General features: G+C 63.1%; 18 protein-coding genes. 10 read left to right on the forward strand and 8 right to left on the reverse strand.

Going from position 1 to position 18773, the window contains the following annotated elements; all coding sequences use genetic code 11:
• Window positions 1-127: 127 nt before the first annotated feature.
• The 3 genes from CP49_RS05170 to CP49_RS05180 all read right to left on the reverse strand — a co-directional run bounded on the left by CP49_RS05170 (window position 128) and on the right by CP49_RS05180 (window position 2282).
• Window positions 128-1174 carry an alpha/beta fold hydrolase gene (locus CP49_RS05170; protein ID WP_057849238.1) on the reverse strand — a complete coding sequence of 349 codons (1047 nt, stop codon included), beginning with the start codon at window positions 1172-1174 and terminating at the stop codon, window positions 128-130.
• A gap of 226 nt (window positions 1175-1400) precedes the next feature.
• Window positions 1401-1943 (reverse strand): hypothetical protein, encoded by a 543-nt coding sequence (locus CP49_RS05175; protein ID WP_338060329.1) that lies wholly within the window; start codon window positions 1941-1943, stop codon window positions 1401-1403.
• A gap of 84 nt (window positions 1944-2027) precedes the next feature.
• Window positions 2028-2282 (reverse strand): His-rich protein BRANT, encoded by a 255-nt coding sequence (locus CP49_RS05180; protein WP_063791633.1) that lies wholly within the window; start codon window positions 2280-2282, stop codon window positions 2028-2030.
• A 281-nt stretch (window positions 2283-2563) separates the two neighbouring features.
• Here CP49_RS05180 and CP49_RS05185 point away from each other — a divergent pair, with 281 nt between their 5' ends.
• Window positions 2564-3100, forward strand: coding sequence for a tetratricopeptide repeat protein (locus tag CP49_RS05185; protein ID WP_057849214.1), 537 nt, complete (start codon window positions 2564-2566; stop codon window positions 3098-3100).
• 157 nt (window positions 3101-3257) lie between these two features.
• Here CP49_RS05185 and CP49_RS05190 read toward each other — a convergent pair whose 3' ends face one another.
• On the reverse strand, window positions 3258-4841 hold the full coding sequence (locus CP49_RS05190; RefSeq protein ID WP_082645873.1) for a S10 family peptidase: 1584 nt from the start codon (window positions 4839-4841) through the stop codon (window positions 3258-3260).
• Window positions 4842-5126: 285 nt separating this feature from the next.
• On the opposite strand from CP49_RS05190, the gene CP49_RS05195 reads away from it, so the two are divergent.
• The 5 genes from CP49_RS05195 (at window position 5127) to CP49_RS05215 (ending at window position 10198) form a co-directional block, all read left to right on the forward strand.
• Entirely contained in the window at window positions 5127-5798 is a 672-nt protein-coding gene (locus tag CP49_RS05195; protein WP_057849215.1) for a hypothetical protein, read from the forward strand.
• A 49-nt stretch (window positions 5799-5847) separates the two neighbouring features.
• Window positions 5848-7977 (forward strand): adenylate/guanylate cyclase domain-containing protein, encoded by a 2130-nt coding sequence (locus CP49_RS05200; RefSeq protein WP_197423017.1) that lies wholly within the window; start codon window positions 5848-5850, stop codon window positions 7975-7977.
• 139 nt (window positions 7978-8116) lie between these two features.
• Window positions 8117-8896, forward strand: a complete 780-nt coding sequence (locus CP49_RS05205) for an NAD kinase (RefSeq protein WP_057849216.1) — start codon at window positions 8117-8119, stop codon at window positions 8894-8896.
• Between the two features lie 139 nt (window positions 8897-9035).
• Window positions 9036-9581 carry a response regulator gene (locus CP49_RS05210; RefSeq protein WP_057849217.1) on the forward strand — a complete coding sequence of 182 codons (546 nt, stop codon included), beginning with the start codon at window positions 9036-9038 and terminating at the stop codon, window positions 9579-9581.
• A 38-nt stretch (window positions 9582-9619) separates the two neighbouring features.
• Window positions 9620-10198, forward strand: a complete 579-nt coding sequence (locus tag CP49_RS05215) for an Hpt domain-containing protein (RefSeq protein ID WP_057849218.1) — start codon at window positions 9620-9622, stop codon at window positions 10196-10198.
• A gap of 171 nt (window positions 10199-10369) precedes the next feature.
• Here CP49_RS05215 and CP49_RS05220 read toward each other — a convergent pair whose 3' ends face one another.
• Both CP49_RS05220 and CP49_RS05225 read right to left on the reverse strand, forming a co-directional pair.
• Window positions 10370-11545, reverse strand: coding sequence for a DUF2336 domain-containing protein (locus CP49_RS05220; protein WP_057849219.1), 1176 nt, complete (start codon window positions 11543-11545; stop codon window positions 10370-10372).
• A gap of 284 nt (window positions 11546-11829) precedes the next feature.
• The gene (locus CP49_RS05225) at window positions 11830-12891 is read right to left on the reverse strand and encodes a transglycosylase SLT domain-containing protein (protein WP_057849220.1); all 1062 of its coding nucleotides are present in this window, start codon (window positions 12889-12891) and stop codon (window positions 11830-11832) included.
• Window positions 12892-13174: 283 nt separating this feature from the next.
• Between CP49_RS05225 and mddA the strand changes: the two genes are divergently transcribed.
• The 3 genes from mddA (at window position 13175) to CP49_RS05240 (ending at window position 16839) form a co-directional block, all read left to right on the forward strand.
• Window positions 13175-13960, forward strand: coding sequence for a methanethiol S-methyltransferase (gene mddA / locus CP49_RS05230; protein ID WP_057849221.1), 786 nt, complete (start codon window positions 13175-13177; stop codon window positions 13958-13960).
• 139 nt (window positions 13961-14099) lie between these two features.
• Window positions 14100-14717 (forward strand): TetR/AcrR family transcriptional regulator, encoded by a 618-nt coding sequence (locus CP49_RS05235; RefSeq protein WP_057849222.1) that lies wholly within the window; start codon window positions 14100-14102, stop codon window positions 14715-14717.
• A gap of 4 nt (window positions 14718-14721) precedes the next feature.
• The gene (locus CP49_RS05240) at window positions 14722-16839 is read left to right on the forward strand and encodes an alpha/beta hydrolase (RefSeq protein ID WP_057849223.1); all 2118 of its coding nucleotides are present in this window, start codon (window positions 14722-14724) and stop codon (window positions 16837-16839) included.
• Window positions 16840-16857: 18 nt separating this feature from the next.
• Here the strand turns inward: CP49_RS05240 and hisI are convergent, their stop codons facing one another.
• Both hisI and folE read right to left on the reverse strand, forming a co-directional pair.
• Window positions 16858-17271 carry a phosphoribosyl-AMP cyclohydrolase gene (hisI, locus tag CP49_RS05245; RefSeq protein WP_057849241.1) on the reverse strand — a complete coding sequence of 138 codons (414 nt, stop codon included), beginning with the start codon at window positions 17269-17271 and terminating at the stop codon, window positions 16858-16860.
• Between the two features lie 33 nt (window positions 17272-17304).
• A complete protein-coding gene (folE, locus tag CP49_RS05250) occupies window positions 17305-18027 on the reverse strand; it encodes a GTP cyclohydrolase I FolE (protein WP_057849224.1) in 723 nt (240 codons plus the stop codon).
• A gap of 234 nt (window positions 18028-18261) precedes the next feature.
• Between folE and CP49_RS05255 the strand changes: the two genes are divergently transcribed.
• Complete coding sequence (locus CP49_RS05255) at window positions 18262-18711, forward strand: iron-sulfur cluster assembly scaffold protein (RefSeq protein ID WP_057849225.1); 450 nt, start codon at window positions 18262-18264, stop codon at window positions 18709-18711.
• Window positions 18712-18773: the final 62 nt, after the last annotated feature.

The following is an 18773-nucleotide window of genomic DNA, read 5'->3' on the forward strand; positions in this document are numbered from 1 at the left end:
TAAAGCAAGGTTCAACCCTCGCCGAAAAGTGATCCGAATTTGTTCAGGTTCTGTCCCGGGAACGCCGGAAGACACGGCAGCGCCGGCAAGCCTTTGTGGCCGCCGGCGGCCGGGTCTTCCGCGCTCATTAGCGAGCGACTTCGATGACGGCGTCGGCAAAGGCCTGCGGCGCCTCCTGCGGCAGATTATGTCCGATCCCGCCGGTGATGAGGCGGTGGGCATATTTGCCGGAAAACTTCCTGGCATAGACTTTGGGGTCCGGATGCGGCGCGCCGTTCGCGTCACCTTCAAGGGTGATGGTGGGCACTGCGATGACCGGAAATTCGGCCAGCTGCTTTTCCAGCTCGTCATACTTCGATTCGCCCGGGGCAAGACCGAGCCGCCAGCGATAATTGTGGATCACGATGGCCACATGGTCGGGGTTGTCGAAGGACGCAGCGCTGCGCTCAAAGGTAGCGTCATCGAAATTCCACTTCGGCGAGGCGAGCTGCCAGATCAGCTTGGAAAACTCGCGCCGGTACTTCTCGTAGCCCAGCCGACCGCGCTCGGTCGCAAAATAGTACTGGTACCACCATTGCAGTTCGGCCGACGGCGGCAGCGGCTTCGCGTTGGCCTGCTGGCTGCCGATCAGGTAACCGCTGACCGAGACCAGCGCCTTGACCCGCTGCGGCCAGATCGCCGCGACGATGTCGGCGGTCCGGGCGCCCCAGTCGAAGCCGGCCACGACCGCCTTGTCGATCTTCAGCGCATCCATGAGGGCGATGACATCGGTGGCGAGCGCGCCCTGCTGGCCGTTGCGCGGCGTCTCGCCTGAGAGGAAGCGCGTCGTGCCATAGCCGCGCAGATAGGGCGCTATCACCCGAAACCCTGCCGACGCCAGCAACGGGACGACGTCGACGAAAGCGTAGATGTCGTAGGGCCAGCCGTGCAGGAGAAGGACGACGGGGCCATCGGCGGGTCCGGCTTCGGCGTAACCGATATTGAGGACGCCGGCCTCGATCTGTTTCAGCGCGGCGAACGAGGTATGGGTGCCCGGCCTGATTGCTCCCGCCCCGGGTTTTGCGTCGCCGGACTCCGCAAATAGCTTGCCGTTCAAGGCAAACGGTGCGGCCGCAAGTGTTACGGCGGCGGTGCCGAGGAACCGGCGGCGGTCAGGGCTGACGTGCTGGGACATGGCTTTCACTCCAAGTGCTTTATCTTATGCGATTAAATCGTATCCGATGTATTGGCTCACCAAAGCCCAATGTCAACCCTTCCGATTTAATCGCATGCGATATATGCATCACACTCTCGTGTGGAGAGACGAGGAGATCCTGCCAAGGAAACTGCGAAGACGAACCCGGCCAACCGAACCCGGCTAACCCCAGGCGCTCCGCACTTCCACGCAATCACGCCTGGAATTAGCGCGTCATTTTCTCCAGTTCCGCGAATGGCGCATACGCCACCCCCGCACAGGGCTCGACGGCATTTTCGATAATGCGATCGAACCGGCCGTCGACAAAAAGCATGGCGCGTTCGCGCGGCTCGCGGTAGCCGCCGTCGGATTCGCGCGCGCTGAATCGCAGACAGACGACGTAGCGCAGCCGTCCCCCGACCACGCGCTCGACCGGCTCGGCCATGACGGCGTCGCGCACGCCAACGGGATTGTTGAGATAGGTCTTCAGAAACGACTGCACTTCGGTGCGGTAGTTTTTCGGAAAGGGTTGGCTGGAGACGCCGCGATCCTCGGTAAACGTGATCGGCTTGCTGTCATCGATGGCGGCACAAGCCGAGAGCGCGATCGGCAACAACACCACCGCCGCGATTTTGATCGAACGCTCCAAGCGAACTTTCCCCTGCTCTTTGCCGTCTCTTAGACCGCCTCGCAGTGGAATGGAATTCGCAACTTGGCTATCGGCGTGCGTCGCTCTCGAAAAGTTGAGTACGCGCCAGCCCACCGCCATTAGCAAAGCAAATGGCGTGTGGGCTGGCCTGACATTCGCAGGCGCGGGGGCAATGGGGGCGAAACGCGCGCCGGCGAATCAGAGCTAGCTGCGTTTTGCGGCCGGCTTCACATGCTTGACCGCGACGTGCGGTTTCGCGTGCGTCTTGTTCGAGCCGGTTTGCTTGTGATCGCGCGCCGTCCGCGCATTGGCCTTCAATGCCTTCGTTTTATCCTGCTCCGCCTTCACCGCGGGCGCCTGTGCGGTCGGTGCCTGAACGGTCTTGCCCGGCGTGCCGGCAAGCGCGGGCGCGGCGATAACGGAAACGGCAACGAGCGCTGCGGAAATGGTCTTGAGCATGGTTGTCTCCTTTTCCATGGGGACCCGCGGGCATTTCCGGTCGAAAGGCCGGGCTCGCCGATCGTGCAGGCGACGCTAGCGGCCGTGCACTGAACCTCTTCTGAACCGAACTTTCGGGCGCCGTTCATCTGAATGACATCTTCGTCATGTCCGTTGACGGCGGACCGCTGATGAAAATTGGCGGAATCGAGGTAAAGGGCGCGGGAATGTTGTTAGGCGCCAGGGGTTCAACTCAACGGGCTTCGGTGTAGGATCGCCGAACCGGCCATCAGGAGAATTGCATGAATAAATTAGCGATCAGGCTTTTGACTCTCGCGATGCTGTCGCTCACGCTTGCGGCAGCCCCTGTCGTTTCCGTCGTCTACGCCGCGGCCGACAACGATCCGCCTCCGCCACCGAAGAAGAAAAAGAAATCCAGCGAAGCCCGTCCCGGCAGCGAACAAACCGCATTCGCCGACGGCTATCGCGCCGCCTATGCAGCGATCTACGAGCGCCACGACTACGCGTCGGCGATCGCACAGCTCAAGGCGCTCGGCCGCGACGACACAGCCGCCGTCGCCAATCTGATCGGCTACTCCTATCGCCAGCTCGGCGACTACAAGATCTCGCAGATCTGGTACGAGCGTGCGCTCAAGGCCGATCCGAACCACGTCAAGACCTGGCAGTATTACGGCCTGTGGCAGGTCGAACAGGGCAACCGCGATCAGGCGCAATATCACCTGAACCGGATTGCTCAGCTTAGCGGCACGAATAGCGAGGAATATCGCTCGCTCGCCGCGGCGCTGGAGAAGCCGCCGGGCACCGGACTCGTCTATTGAGGCAGTGACGCCTCCCCGTCATTGCGAGCGAAGCGAAGCAATCCATTTTCCCGTTCTGTCGCGGTATGGATTGCTTGGTCGCTTCTCTCCTCGCAATGACGAAGAAAAAGCCGGCGCAGTTGCAAGGACTGCGCCGGCTTTTTGTTGTTTTTCGAATTTACTTCACCAGCGCCTCGACTTCCGCGCGGAATGCCTGACGCGCGCCGTCGCGTGAATAGAACATGTGGCCGCCGGGATAGACGACGAGCTTGACGCGGTCCGGGCTGGCAAAGGCCGGCAACTGGTCGAGGATCACCTTCGAGGCGAAATAGGGCGTTGCGAGGTCGAACAACCCATGGCCGACCAGCAATTTCGTTTTCGGGTCGAGCGCGAGAATCTGGCGAAGCTGTGAAACCGACTCGGCCGGCCCGCGGCCGAAATCCCACGAGCGGTTCACGCTCTCGCTGAGCAGGTGGTACGAGCCATCCGGCCGCCAGTTGAGTTTGCGCGTGGTGAGCTCGACGGCGGCACTGGTCAGCGGCGCCTTCAGCGGATCGCCGGAAGGATCGCCGAAATGCGCGGAATTCGAATCCGGATATGGATCGAAACCGATGACCGAGGCGTCATAGCGTCCGGTCACCCTGCCGTTGCGGCGATCGAACTCCCGGCGGAATTCGCTGACTTCAAGACGGCCGGCGAGCCTGCGGCTCACGGCCTGATCGATGCCGGTCAGCGCGGCTACCTTGTCGGCAAGCCGGGTGGTGGCCTGTGTGTCCACCTGCCCCTTGATGAGGTCGGTGAGAAATTCGCCCTGCGCGTAGCGTTCGACGTCGGCGAGATCGGCGCGCGTCAGTGGCGCCTTGCCGGTTTCCCTCACCTCACGCGCCACCGCAGCCATGGTCGGGAGCGTGTTCATGTATTGCAGCAGACTCGAGCCGGAGAAATCGCGAAAGTCGAGCAAGGGCGATACCAGAATCAACCCGCGCACGCCGACGCCCTGCTGGGTCTGCAGGTTGCGGACGATCTTAGGCCCGCGAATGCCGCCATAGCTCTCGCCGGCGACGAATTTCGGCGATGAAAGCCGGTCGTATTTTTCCAGCCAGCGACGGATCACGAGTGCAATCGAACTGACATCGCCATCGACCGAAAGGAAGCGCTTGCGCACGTCCTCGCCGGACGCGACGAAGCGGCTGTAGCCGGTGCCGACAGGATCGATGAAAACCAGATCGGTGAAGTCGAGCCATGTCTCGGCATTGGGCAACAGATCGGGAGTTGCCGACGACACCGCGCCATCGCCGCCGATCTGCAGCCGCCACGGCCCGGCCGCGCCCAATTGCAGCCAGGCGGAGGATGCGCCCGGTCCGCCGTTGAACAGAAACGTCACCGGCCGGCGCGCATGATCGGTGCCGTCGAGCTGGTAGGAGGTATAGGCGATATCGGCCTGCGGTTCGCCCTTGTCGTCGAACAAGCGGATCGAACCCGCGGTGGCGGAGAAATCGAGCGTGCGTCCGGGCAGCGTCACCGTCTGTTTGGTCGTGGAATCCGGCGGCAGGCGATGTTGTTCGGCAGCGGGCGGCGGCGCGGCGCTGCCCCGCCCTGCCCCACCTCTCTCGCCGGATGGAGACGGCGACGGCGTTGCCGCCGGCTGCCGCTGCGAAGACGGGGCGATGGTGTCCTGGGCGTACGCGTCGGCCATACAGCACAGGGCCAGAAGCGTAACGGCTAAGCGCATCTGACGCTGCGCCGTGAAACGAAAAGACATGCGGTTCGCTCCTTGCGTCCTGCGATCCAGAAGCCCCTCGGATTCTGCCGCAACACTGCGACAATGAGGCGGTGGTGCACAACAAGGAGGAACCTTGCCGAAATCACAATCCCGACAGCATCCCGTGAGAAAACGGCCGGCACGTCCAATGGTTGTCCCCGCCGACCGTTAGGTGCTATCGGTCGGTTCCGCCGGCGTACCGGCCGAGTATTTTTGATCCATCCATGAAACCATTTGCGCGCTGGCGCGACTAATGAACCTGCGCTTTTCAATGGGGTTTTAAATATGAAACGTACGATTGCTGTTTGTCTCGGCCTGCTGGCGCTGGTTTCTCCGGCAGCCGCAGATTCGCCGGCCGCGGTGGTCGAGGACGTTCAGGGCAAGGTCACCGGCGCGGAATTCATGGACTATGTGACGCCCAAAGCGGTCATCAAGATCGGCGACGGCGGCTCCATCATTCTCAGCTACCTGAAGTCATGCCGGCGCGAGACGATCAGCGGCGCCGGCACAGTCATCGTCGGCGCCGAGGAAAGCGCCGTTCATCTCGCCGAGGTGAAGGCCGAGAAGACGAATTGCGATTCCAATCAGGCAAACGCGACCACACGCGAAACCAGCGGCGTCGCCGCTACCGTGCTGCGCAGCGTCGACAACAGCAAAGCGGCTTCCTCGGTCCAGGCGCAGCTCACCCTTTACGGTGCATCGCCGCTGGTGGAGGCCAAGGGACGCGGCAAGCTGATCATTCGGCGCCTCGACGTGCCGGGCGAGCGTCAGGAGATCAGTCTGGGCGGCACCCAGCTCAAGGGACGGTTCCTCGATTTTGCCAGCGAAAATGTCGCGCTGGCTCCCGGCGGCCTTTACGCCGCCACGTTCAAATCATCGCAGATCGTGTTCCGGGTGGATGCGCAGGCCAAACCCGGCGCGACGCCGATCGTCGGCCGGCTGCTGCGGATGCAATAGGCGTAACGGGCCGTCCCGCTTGAGAATCAGGCGCAGCACGCGCGACAGGATGGTGGTTGCCGCCATCGCGCTGGTCTGCGCCGCGGCTTCGGTTTCTCCGGCGGCCAGACCGATCCGCGGGCTATCGCTCGATATCCTCACCGCACTGCGCTGGGAGACGTTCGGCCGCAGACAGGATCCGGCCGCTTCGCCGGCGGTCGTCGTAGCGATCGACGAGGAAAGCCTGCGCACCGCGCCGTTGAAGGGTGCGCCGATGCTGACCTGGACCGGGGAGATCGGCCGCGTGCTGTCAGCGACACTCGAAGGCGGCGCCAAGGTGGCCGGCTTCGACATTGTGATCCAAACCTCGATCGAACAGTCGGAGATTCCTTTCGGCGAGGGCATGCTCGGCGAGAAAGTCCGTGGCTTCGACCGCGACTTCCTTCGTGCGCTCGCCGGCGCGGCGGCGAGCGGCAAGGTGGTACTGGGAGAAAGCCTGGGTGGCAACCAGGCGGTCAGGCCATCGCCGGGACAGCGCGTCGCCGTACGCCAGCAGCAGAACATCCGCCCGCTCAACGTTCATATCGACAGCGACGACATCGTGCGGCGCCTGCCGCTGAGCTTTACCGTCAACGGGGCAAGGGTGCCCTCGATGGCGGTCGAACTGGCCTCGCGGGCGCTGGGAGCTACACCCGAGTTCGATGACCGCGGCAGGCTGACGCTTGCCGGTTACCAGGTTCCCGGCCGGGTGCCGAACACGATGACGCTGAATTTCGAGGGCGGCGCCGACGACGTTCCGACCTTCTCATTTGCCGATCTGCGCGCATGCGCCGTCAAGAACGACAAGGATTATTTCCGGCGCTGGTTTGCCGGAAAGGTCGTCATTTTCGGCAGCGTTCTCGATATCGAAGACCGCCGGCAGACCTCCAAGCGCTTTGCGACCGGCATCGAAGGCGCGCGCGCACCACGCTGCGCGGCCGAGAGCACGCCGGTAACCGCAGGCTACAGGATCAGCACGATCGCGGGCGTCTATATCCATGCTACCGCAGTCAACAATCTGATCCAGCGCAATGCCTTGGTCGAGCCGGGCCCGCTGTCGCGCTTCCTGATCTCTGCCCTGTTTGCCGCGCTGGCCGCTATCGCGGCATGGCGCTTGAGACCGCTCAGCGCGGCGCTGGCCTGGACCGCCATGATTGTGCTCGGCGTTGCCGGCGCCACGATCGCCTTCAACCAGGCGCTGGCGCTGCCGATCGCCGAGCCGTTCCTGGCAAGCCTTTTCGCGCTCGCCGCCACGATCGGCTTCCGCTTCGTCGTTGCCGACAAGGACCGCCGGTTGCTGCAGAAGAGCTTTGCGCTCTATCTCGCCCCGCACGTCATCAACCGGATGCTGTCATCGAGCAAATTGCCCGAGCTCGGCGGCGAGACCCGCAACGTGACGGTATTCTTCTCCGATATCGAAGGGTTTTCGCTGATCGCGGAAAAGATGTCGCCCGACAGCCTGATGGAGCTGATGAACGAGTATCTTTCGGCGATGACCGACGTCATCGAGAGCCATGGCGGATATGTCGATAAATATATCGGCGACTCCATCGTGGCGGTGTTCGGCGCACCTGCCGACGATCCCGACCATGCCGCCAATGCGGCGCGCGCCGCGCTGGATTGTTGCACGCAACTGGCGGAACTGAACGATTCCTCCGCCCTCTTCCGCGAATGCAAGCTGGCGCAGCGGATCGGCATCAATTCCGGCGAGGCGCTGGTCGGCAATTTCGGATCGCGGCGGCGCTTCAACTACTCGGTGATGAGCGACGCGGTGAACCTGGCTTCGCGGCTCGAGGGCGCCAACAAGTTCTACGGCACCACCGTCATCGCTTCCGAGACCACTGTCGCGCTGGCCGGCGAGGCCTTCGCCTGGCGCGAACTCGACGCTATCCGGGTCAAGGGGCGAACCCAGGCGCTGAAGATCTACGAGTTGCTGGCGCTGTCGGCCGGGCTGACGTCCTCGCAAGCGACATTGATCGCCAACTACGCCGACGGGCTTGCGCACTGGCGGGCCCGCGAGTTCGGGCGCGCTGCGCAGTGTTTCGGCCGCTCGGCCGATATCGACCGGCCGGCGTCGTTATTTGCCGAGCGGGCCCGGGTATTGGCCCAAAACCCGCCGGGCGAGGATTGGGACCCGATCCGGACGTTGCAGGAAAAATGACGCCCCGATGACCGCCGGTTTACGTTACCGGCGCGAAAGGCCGGTTCGGCCATCTCGACAAGCCCCGACAAGGTGTATAGACGAGCGCGGCGCAATCCGGCGCCCCCAGTCCTGGCGTTACCCAAGAGTTCGTCGTCCGATGGCCACCCCCAAGCGATACGACCGGATCGCCTTTGTCGCGAGCGCAGGCACCGAGGCGCAGACCGCGCTGACGCAGCTCACCAAGCTCTACGGCAATCATGATGCCGACGACGCCGACGTCGTGGTGGCGCTTGGCGGCGACGGATTGATGCTGCAGACGCTGCACCGGCATATGCGCTCGGGCAAGCCGATATACGGCATGCATCGCGGCACCATCGGCTTCTTGATGAACGAGTTCACCACGCACGATCTGCATACGCGGCTGGCGGCGGCGCGGGAGTCGCTGATCAACCCGCTCCTGATGCGCGCCACCGACGTCCACGGCGCGGTGCATCTGCATCACGCCATCAACGAGGTCGCGCTGTTTCGCCAGACCAACCAGGCCGCGCATCTGCGCATCCTGATCGACGAGCACGAGCGCATGGCGGAATTGATCGCCGACGGCATCCTGGTGGCGACGCCCGCTGGCTCGACTGCCTATAATTTGTCGGCGCAGGGACCGATCCTGCCGATCAACGCCGCGCTGTTGGCGCTGACACCGATCAGCGCATTCCGCCCGCGTCGCTGGCGCGGCGCCCTGCTCCCCAACTCCGCTTTCGTGGTGATCGAGGTGCTCGAGGGCGAAAAGCGCCCGGTCGCAGCGGCCGCCGACCATGACGACGTGCGCGATGTCCGCCGCGTCGAGGTGCTGTCCGACAAGACGATCTCGATGCGGATGCTGTTCGACCCCGGTCACAGCCTTGAGGAACGCATCCTGCGCGAGCAGTTCGGATACTGACGCCATCGTCCCTGCGCGACCGTTGAGAGAAAAATCGCTGTCCGACCTCTATCAGGAGGCCGGCTTCGCAACCATTCCTTAACGGGCGCCGCGATATGGTTAACGCCAGTATACCGTTTTGCTTGGGCCGGGCTGTTCCATGTATCGCATCGACTTCAACAAGCTGCGATTTCTGATTTGCGACGACAATCCGCATATGCGCCGCATCCTGCGGACGCTTTTGCATTCGTTCGGCGCACGCGAGGTCTATGAGGCCGAAGACGGCGCGACCGCGCTGGAAATGTACAGCCACTATGTGCCCGACATCGTCATCACCGACTGGGCGATGCCGATCTTCGACGGCCTCGAACTCGCGCAGATGATCCGGCAGCCGGAATCGAAGGGCAATCCCTACGCCCCGATCATCATGCTGACCGGGCATTCGGAGAAACGACGCGTGACGGTTGCGCGCGATGCCGGCGTCACCGAGTTTTTGGCCAAACCGATCTCGGCCAAGGGACTCTACCAGCGCATTCTCAACGTCGTCGCCAGCCCGCGCCCCTTCATCAAGACCAAGACCTATTTCGGACCGGACCGGCGGCGTAACACCAACAACGCCTATATCGGCCCCGAGCGCCGGGTCGGCGGCGAGATGGAAGTGATGCAGCAGCCGTCGCTGCTCGACAAGGCGCGGTCGAACATCTAAACGCGGCCCTCATCCAAGCGCAGCCTGGAGATACCATCATGGCAAAAGAGAAGCCCGGGACGCTGCAGATCAAGTCGTTTGCCGATCACCACGTGATCACGCAGCCCAATCCGTTGCGCAAGGTATTGCTGCGCGTCCCCGAATCCGATCTCGACGATCCCGTCGGGCGCGCCGAAAAGGCCCTGGCCGGATTGTCCGGCGAATTCAAGAACTGGATGACGATCGAGGCGGACCGGCTCTCGGCCGCGCACGCGGTCGTTCTCCGCGACGGCTTCACCATCGACAACCGCGAAGAGCTGTTTCGCGCCGCACATGACATCAAGGGCGACGCCGCCACGTTCGGCTTCCCTTCCGCGGGCGCCGCCGCCGAAAGCCTGTGCCGCATCATCGAACATGCGCCTGACCTCGACCTGGTCCCGGCCGAGCTGATCACCCATCACATCAACGCCATTCAGGCGATCGTGCGCGAGCGCACCAAGCTCGACACCGCCGTGATGGCGAGCAAACTGAGCAAGCAGCTCCGCGGAGTCGCCGACGAATTCCTGCTCAAGGTCAACCGCGATCGCCCCGAGCATCTCGAAGCGATTCTGGCGCCGAGCATCGTTCCGGCGGAGTAGGATCTAGCGCGGCTATCTCCACAGGTCGTCCCTGCGAACGCAGGGACCCATACGCCGCGGCTTATCGATCTAAAACACGCTGGTCGATGACTTTCATCGTAACCACAAGCCGCTGTGGTTATGGGTCCCTGCGTTCGCAGGGACGACCTGGATATGTGGCGACAGCTTCGATTACGCCGCGATCAGATCGCGCACTGGCGGCACGAACGCTTCGTCGGCGACCAGTTCGTCGCAGAACATGCGGGCTTCTTCGCGCGCGGACTCGGTTGCGAAGCGCCGCAGCAGGATCAAGAGCGGCTCGGCGGCCTTGCGGTCGGTCTCGCAATGGGTCAGCACGCGCTCGACCATGCGGCGGCGCAGTCGCGCGGCTCCACCGATCGTATCGACATAGCCGGTTTCCTGGCTGACCTCGAGCGCCACGCGAAACGCCGCGAAGGTCGATTCGGGAAAGCCTGCGCGGATCAGCAGCGCCTGCAGGCTAGCGCCGCCGCGGTCATGCAGCAGCGCTGTCACGCGCGCCAGCGGCAGATCGGCCAATTCGGCGAGCGCGGAATCGAACAGTTCGAGATTGCCCGACAATAGCGCGCGCAGGATCAGGCCGGCGGTCAATTGCCCGGTCGCGCGCAGGTGCCGCACCAGGCCAGCCATGTCCTCGCCGCGCGAACGCGCCGCGATGTTCACGGTCGAGCGCTCGCGCGCTTCGCTCGCCAGCCGCCCTGCCCGGTCCGCGCTCAGCCAGTTGCGCGCGACGACGAACTGCGCCAGCGTTTCGGAGAGCTTGGCGACCAGCGCCACGCGGGTGGCGGCGGGCAAGCCTTCCAGCACCAGCATCGCTTCCCTGATAGCGGCGAGATGGCCGTGACGTTCGACGATGCGATCCCAGGAAAACGGCGCCAGTTCAGCGTAGGCGTTTTCGATCAGTTCGAGCGCCGCGGCCGCCGAGCCGACTTCGGCAATCGCGGCGGAAACCGAGGGCGGCAGATTGATGCGGCGAGCTATGGCGCATTGCGTATCGCTGTTGCCGGTCGCGACGATGTCGACGAGATCGGCATCGATAAGAAGCGGTGAATGTTCGAGCACCGGCAGCGCTATCGAGGGCTGATCGAGCGAGAGCGCCTGCACGATGGCCGCCGGCGCTTCGGCACTGCGCGAAAATACTTCCGCCATGGCCTGGCGGACCAGTGGCGAGGGATCATCGAGCAGCATCAGCAGCGCGCCTTCGGCGGCGATGCGATCGTCCTCGGAAAGATCTGAAATCAACCAGGCCCGCGCCAACGCCCGCGTCGCCTCTGCCCGCTCGCCTGCCGGAGCGGTACGAATCCAACTGATGAACTGCCGAACGATCATGGTCCTGGCTTACGCAACGTGAGACGACACCGTGACGCGGTGCCACTATTAGAAAAAATAAACCATGACGCTTAACAAAGGGTTCACCATAAACGGCTGGTTTTATTGACGTTTTGTTAAGGGTGGGAGGACTGGCGATCTTCATTCTGAGGAGCGGCCACTTGGCCACGTCTCGAAGGATGAAGGCCCGGATGGGGCCGCATGGTTCGCCCGGCGATGCGAGCATCGTCCGGAGACGGCGCTAACGCGCCTCCTCACCATGAGGCCGAACATGCCGCTGCAATTCAGCTACTGAACGTGCCGAAGCGGTCGCTGAAGAGATCGAGCCGGCTAGGTGCGCGGACCTCGGGCGTATGTCCCGACAATACGGTGCTCGCTGAGGCAACTGAGGCTGCCGGCGCAACCGAGATTGCTGGCGCAACCGAGGTTGGCGACGAATTACTACCCCACAATTCCTGAACCGCCGGCGAGATCGGCTGCGTGCGTTCGCCGGCCTGAAACAGCGAACGGAACATCGGCTCCGACTGTGATGAAGCGGTCCGCGACGTTGCCGCAACCGGCGTCACGCTGCGCTGATCCGGGAAGCTCGAGAGATAGGCCGCGTTGTCGATCGCCATCGTCGCCGGCGCGGCGCTCGCGACGTTGATGCGCCTTGGCAGATCGCCGCCGACGGCCGCCATCGCCGTGCGCGTCACCGGCGAATTGGCGGCGGCGGCGTAGCGCGTGCTCAGCACTGAATAAACTTGCGAGACGCTGCGCGCCTGCCCCGAGCGGTCGTAGAAGATCGACTGGTTCGCGGCCGCGGCGTTCGGAAACATCCGCGCTGCTGATACGTTTGGATTGTCTTCGGCGCTCTGGATCAACTTGCCGGCGCCGCCGACGCCCATGAAATGCGCCATATAGAGTTCAGCATCGGTCGGACGACGGCCGATCTTGCCGGTCAGTTTGAAACTGTTGGATTGGGTCAGCACCGCCGCCATCGACGAGGCGGCATCAGGATCGTCGCGCAATCGCATGATTGCGGCGCGCGCCGCGGGATCGTCGACCGAATAGCTGCCGGAGAGATTTTTGGTGATGGCGTCGGCATATTGGCTATAGCCGAGATGGGCTCCTGCCTCTTTCACCGTGCCGAGCCAGGTCTGGTCGATGAACTGAAACAGCCCCCGCGCCGACGAGGTGGTGGCGGCGGCCTTCGGGTTGAAGTTGGATTCCATCTTCGCGGTGGCGAGCAGATATTCGAAGCTGGCGCCGGTGGTCGAAGCGGCCTGCCTGATCGAGCCCGCAATCTTCAGACGCGCGGGATCGACACCTGCCGCAGCCGTGGCGCTTGTTGTGTCGACCGCCATGTCTCTGGTGCCCCGCTCCTCGCGAAACCTCGCGCGGGCTCTCACGGCACCGGCAATCAGTGCCTATACGAGGCCGAGACTGCCGCAATTATGGTTAATGGCCCGTTAAGGGCTCCTGCCAAAAAAAAGCCGCAGCGCGGGTTGAACATTTCGGTCGATCGACCGACCTAATACTGAGCGGTCATGCGCCGCTTGAACGACGGGAAATGCCTGGGGGCGACGGGTTCCCGACGACGAATATTGAAAGGGCATCCCTTCAACTTTCCAGAAACAGGATCGACTCATGAGTGATCAAGCCATCCATTCCCCTTCTGCGAAGTCCACAGCCGGCGGCCTGGTTGCGATGCTCTATGGCATCGTCACTTACCTATTGTTTCTGGCCACCTTCCTCTATGCGATTGCCTTCGTGGGCAACCTGCCGGTGCCGAAAACCATCGACAGCGGCCGGCCGGAGCCGTTCATTCCATCACTGATCATCAATGTCCTGCTGCTCGGCATGTTCGCGGTCCAGCACAGCGTGATGGCGCGCCCCGCCTTCAAGCGCTGGTGGACGCGCGTCGTACCGCCATCGGTCGAGCGCACGACCTATGTGCTGTTTGCCAGCGTCGCATTGCTGCTGCTCTACTGGCAATGGCGGCCGATGACAGGCATCGTCTGGTCGGCGACCGATCCGGTTGCGGCAATTGTCCTTCAGACGATTTCCTGGATCGGCTGGACGGTGGTGCTCGCCAGCACCTTCATGATCAACCATTTCGAGCTGTTCGGCTTGCGCCAGGTGCTGGCGCGCCTTCTCGGGCGCGAGTTGCCTCCGGCCGAGTTCAAAACGCCAATGTTTTACAAGGTCGTTCGGCATCCGATCTATCTTGGCTTCTTGCTTGCGTTCTGGGCGACGCCGACGATGACGGTCGGTCATCTGGCGTTCGCCATCGCCACCACCGGCTACATCCTGGTCGGCATATGGCTGGAGGAGCGCGACCTGATAGCGCTATTCGGCGACCAGTACCGACGCTACCGGCAGCAGGTGTCCATGCTGATCCCGCTGCCACGACATAAGGCGAAAGTAGGGTGACATGCATTGGTTGTTTCACGGTGCCCGGCTTGACGCCGGGCATCGGTCTTCCGCGGCTGGAGGGCAAAACGGCGAGCCTGGCCATTTCGAGCGGATTTCATGTAGCGTCTTGGCTACTTCCATCGCATCACGAGGCACCATGGCGCGCGCGGCAGTGAAGAAGATTGAGACCAGCACCAGCTTGCTCGAAGCTGCCAAGAGGGTGTTGCGTCGCGCCGGCTATGCCGGACTGTCGACCCGTGAAGTCGCTGCAGAGGCGGCGGTGCCCTTGAGCCAGATTCATTATCACTTCGGGTCCAAGCAAAACATGGTCCTCGAGCTGTTCGAATATCTCAACGCTCAGCTCCTGGACCGGCAGAACAAATTGTTCGGTGACACGTCACTGAAACTGTCCGAGCAGTGGGACCGCGCCTGCGACTACCTGGATGAGGACATCGCCTCAGGCTACGTGCCGGTGCTGCAGGAGCTGATCGCCGTGAGCTGGCATGATGCGGAAGTCGCCAAGGTGATCCGCGCCGGCCTTATGGGTTGGGTCGATCTGATCGTGGGAGTGGTCCGGGCGGCTGAACGGAAGATCGGTCCCCTCGGCCCCTTCTCGGCCGAGGAAGTCGGCGCGATCGCCGCCTCCTGCTTCATCGGGGGCGAAAGCCTGTTCCTGCTCGGCTTGGAAAAGAAGGGTTCACCGATCCGCGCATCGCTTCGTCGCGTCGGTGACCTCATCCGGATTGCTGAAGGATCCTCGTCAGACAAGAGGTGATGCCATGCGGGCAAAATTGCCTGATAGCGCAGGTTTCGTCACCCGCGACGGCGTAAATCTCGCCTACGAAATCTATGGTGACGCCCCGGACACCATGCTGTTCATCCCGCCCTGGAGCATCGTTCACTCGCGAATCTACAAGGCGCAGCTACCCTGTTTCAGCGAGCGCTTCCGCTGCGTCACCTATGACGGCCGCGGCAATGGCAAATCCGATCGCCCCAAGGATGTCGCCGCCTACACGCTGGACAATTATCTGGCCGACGCCCTCGCGGTGATGGATGCTCTCGACGTCGGCCAAACGATCCTGGTCGGGCTCTCGTTCGGCGGCCTGCTCGCCTCCGTTCTCGCGGCGTATCATCCCGAGCGCGTCAGGGCAGCGATTCTTGCCGGTACGGTCTCGACTATCGGACCTGCACACTACGAAAGGTTGGCCGCATCGCACTTTTTGGCCGCGCGCGACCATTGCGAAGGCTGGGATAAGTTCAACCGCGATTACTGGCTGAAGAACTATCCCGACTTCGCCGAGTTCTTCATTCGCAACATCTGCAGCGAGCCGCATTCGACCAAGCAGATCGAGGACGGAATCGGCTGGGCCGCTGAGACCAGCGGGCCTACGCTGGTCAGCACAGTGGAAGCGCGCAGCATTCCTCCCGGCTTCGACGTCAGCGAGGAAATGTATCGCAAGATTCGCTGTCCGGTGCTGTTCATCCACGGCGACAACGACCAGATCCAACCTCTCGAGCGCGCGAAGGCCGCGCACGCCGAAGTGAGCGGCTCGGAGTTTGTCACGATCGGAGGCGGCGGACATAACCCGCTCGGGCGGTATCCGGCAAAGACGAATACGCTGATCAACGACTTCGTCGGTCGAAGGCTCGGCGTCGCGGTGCCGGCGCGCGGTACCGTCCGACGCAACGGGGCCGGAAAACGTGCCCTCTACCTTTCCTCGCCGATCGGCCTCGGGCATGGCCGCCGCGATATTGCCGTCGCGCGCGAGCTGCGCAGGCTCCATCCCGATCTCGGCGTGGACTGGCTGGCGCAGGATCCGGTCACACGTCTGCTCGAAGCCAGCAACGAGCAGGTTCATCCGCTAAGCGCGCGGCTTGCCAGCGAGACGCGGCATATCGAACTCGAAAGCGGCGAGCATGAATTGCACTGCTTTCAGGCGCTCCGCCGCATGGACGAGGTACTGATCAAGAACTTCATGATCTTCCAGGAGGCGGTCGAGCAAGGCGCCTACGACCTGGTGATCGCGGACGAGGCCTGGGACATCGACCATTACTGGCACGAGCACCCCGAACTGAAGAAAGCGAAGCTTGCCTGGCTGACGGACTTTGTCGGTTACGTCCCGATGGCATCCGGCGGCGAACATGAGGCGTTCCTGACGAGTGACTATAATGCGGAGATGATCGAGCATGTCGAACGGCATCCGACGGTGCGCGATCGCTCGATTTTCGTGGGCACACCTGAAGACATCGTGCCGCTGTCGTTCGGCGCAGATCTGCCTCCGATGCGCGACTGGATACCGAAGCATTTCGATTTTACCGGCTACATTATCGGCGAGCATCCGCAGGGCTTCGGTAGCCGGGAAGTCCTTCGCGAAAGACTGGGTTACCGCGACGACGAGCAGATCTGCATTGTCACCGTCGGCGGCTCGGGCATCGGTGCGCACCTGATACGGCGCATCCTGCAGGCCTATCCCATGGTGAAGGCAAAGCTTCCGGACCTGCGCATGATCGTCGTCGCTGGCCCGCGCATCGACGCGGCATCGCTGGACGCGCCTGCGGGCGTCGAGGTGCGGGCGTTCGTCGCCAATCTCGACCGCCATCTTGCGGCCTGTGATCTTGCGTTGGTGCAGGGCGGGCTGACCACCTGCATGGAACTTGCTGCCGCCGGCACGCCGTTTGTCTATTTTCCGCTGCGAAATCATTTTGAGCAGACCTTTCACGTTGCTCATCGCCTTCGCCGCTACGGCGCAGGCATTCAAATGGATTTCGCCGCCTCCACGCCGGACATGATTGCCGATGCGATGATGCTGGCTTTATCGAGGTCGGATAAGCCGAAACCTGTCGAGGCCGATGGGGCAAGACGTGCAGCGCGCATGATCGCCGAGCTGCTGGAATGACGGTCAGACAATCCGAAGCTATTCGCGGTAGACCGCCTTCGGATCGAACAGGCGGTCGGCGGCGACGAACGACAATCGCGCACCGCTATCGACCTTTCGGTAGAAACAGGACCGCCGGCCGGTGTGACAGGCAGCGCCGATCTGCTCAACCCTGATCCAGACCGCGTCCTGATCGCAATCCATCCGCATCTCGACCACGCGCTGTGTCTGACCCGAAGTCTCGCCTTTTCGCCACAACGCATTGCGTGACCGGCTGAAATACCAGGCCTCGCCGCTTTCAATCGTCTTGCGCAGCGCTTCGTCGTTCATGTGCGCGACCATCAGGACGTCCCCGGTCGCGGCGTCAGTCGCCACGCAGGTCACGAGCCCGGACGCGTCGAATTTGGGCTGGAATTCCAGCCCTTCTTCGCGGTCATGGTCATGTTTTGAAATGGGCACGGCTGGCCTCGCAAACCGTAAGCGAGGCTACCGGTTCGGTCCTCGCACCAGGGACAGGAAACGCTGCTGCTCCGCCGGATTGTCGCGGAACATGCCGGTGAACCGGCTGGTGAACGTCATGGCGCCATGCTTGGCAACGCCCCGCACCGACATGCAGGTATGCTCCGCCTCGATCAGCACGGCAACGCCGCGGGGTTTTAGGACCTCGTCGATTGCAGCCGCGATCTGGGCGGTCAGGTGCTCCTGGGTCTGCAGGCGGCGGGCGAAGATGTCAGTCAGCCGCGCCAGCTTCGACAGGCCGACCACCCGCTCCACCGGCGTATAGGCGATATGCGCCCTGCCGTAGAACGGCATCATGTGATGCTCGCATTGCGAGGTGAACTCGATGTCGCGAACCAGGACGAAATCGTCGTAGCCCGCGGTTTCGCCAAAGGTGCGGTCCAGCACCTCGGCCGGGCACTGGTGGTAGCCCTGATAGAGTTCGTCGAAGGCCTCGACCACGCGGCGCGGCGTATCCAAAAGACCCTCGCGGCCGGGGTTCTCCCCGATATAGCTGAGCAGCGTATGCACGGCCTGTTCGGCCTCCGCGCGCGACGGGCGCGGCAGGTCGGCCCGCACGGCGGCGGCGAGGAACTCGGCCGGGTCGAGCTCGGCCGGGCGAGTTTCCGGGGCCATGTCGGGCGATTTAACTTCGGAAGGCTTTACTTCAGAGGGCTTGCCGGGCCGGATGGATTTGATCAATGCGTCCATGTCTTCTCCGTTCGACCGGCCCACAAAGACCGGAGTGTCACCGGGCAGACGGGGCAGCTTTGCCGCCGGGCGCCTGAGTCCCATCCACAAAAACGCTCGCGGCCGAACCGGTTTCCATGTCGGGCCGTCTTCGGCGAACGGCCGGGCTGTTTTTCCGCCGTTCCTGTCCATATATAGGACGATGAAACCCAGCCGCCAAGGGCGCCCGCACCGCCGCCCGGGACACCGATTCTCATGCTGAACGACATCTACAACAAGCGGATCATCGAACTGGCGGGCAATATCCCCCGCATCGGCCGCCTCCCCGACCCCCACGCCAGCGCCACCGCCCACTCCAAACTGTGCGGCTCGACCGTCAAGGTCGACCTCAAGATGGACGGGCCCGTGGTCACCGACTTCGCCCACGACGTGAAGGCCTGCGCGCTCGGCCAGGCCTCCTCCTCGATCATGGCAAGCCATGTGATCGGCTCGACGGCTAGCGAGTTACGTGAGTTGCGAGAAATCGTCCGCAAGATGCTGAAGGAAAATGGCGGTCCCCCGCAAGGCAAATGGGCCGACATCGCCTTGCTTGAACCGGTGCGCGACTACAAGGCGCGGCACGCCTCGACCCTGCTGACCTTCGACGCCGTAGTCGACGCAATCGGCCAGATCGAAGCCAAGGCCAAGCAGCCGGCGTCGGCGTAAAGCTGGCCGTCATTCCGGGATGGTCCGAAGGACCAGACCCGGAATCTCGAGATTCCGGGTTC

This window comes from Bradyrhizobium valentinum (assembly GCF_001440405.1).
GTDB lineage: Bacteria > Pseudomonadota > Alphaproteobacteria > Rhizobiales > Xanthobacteraceae > Bradyrhizobium > Bradyrhizobium valentinum.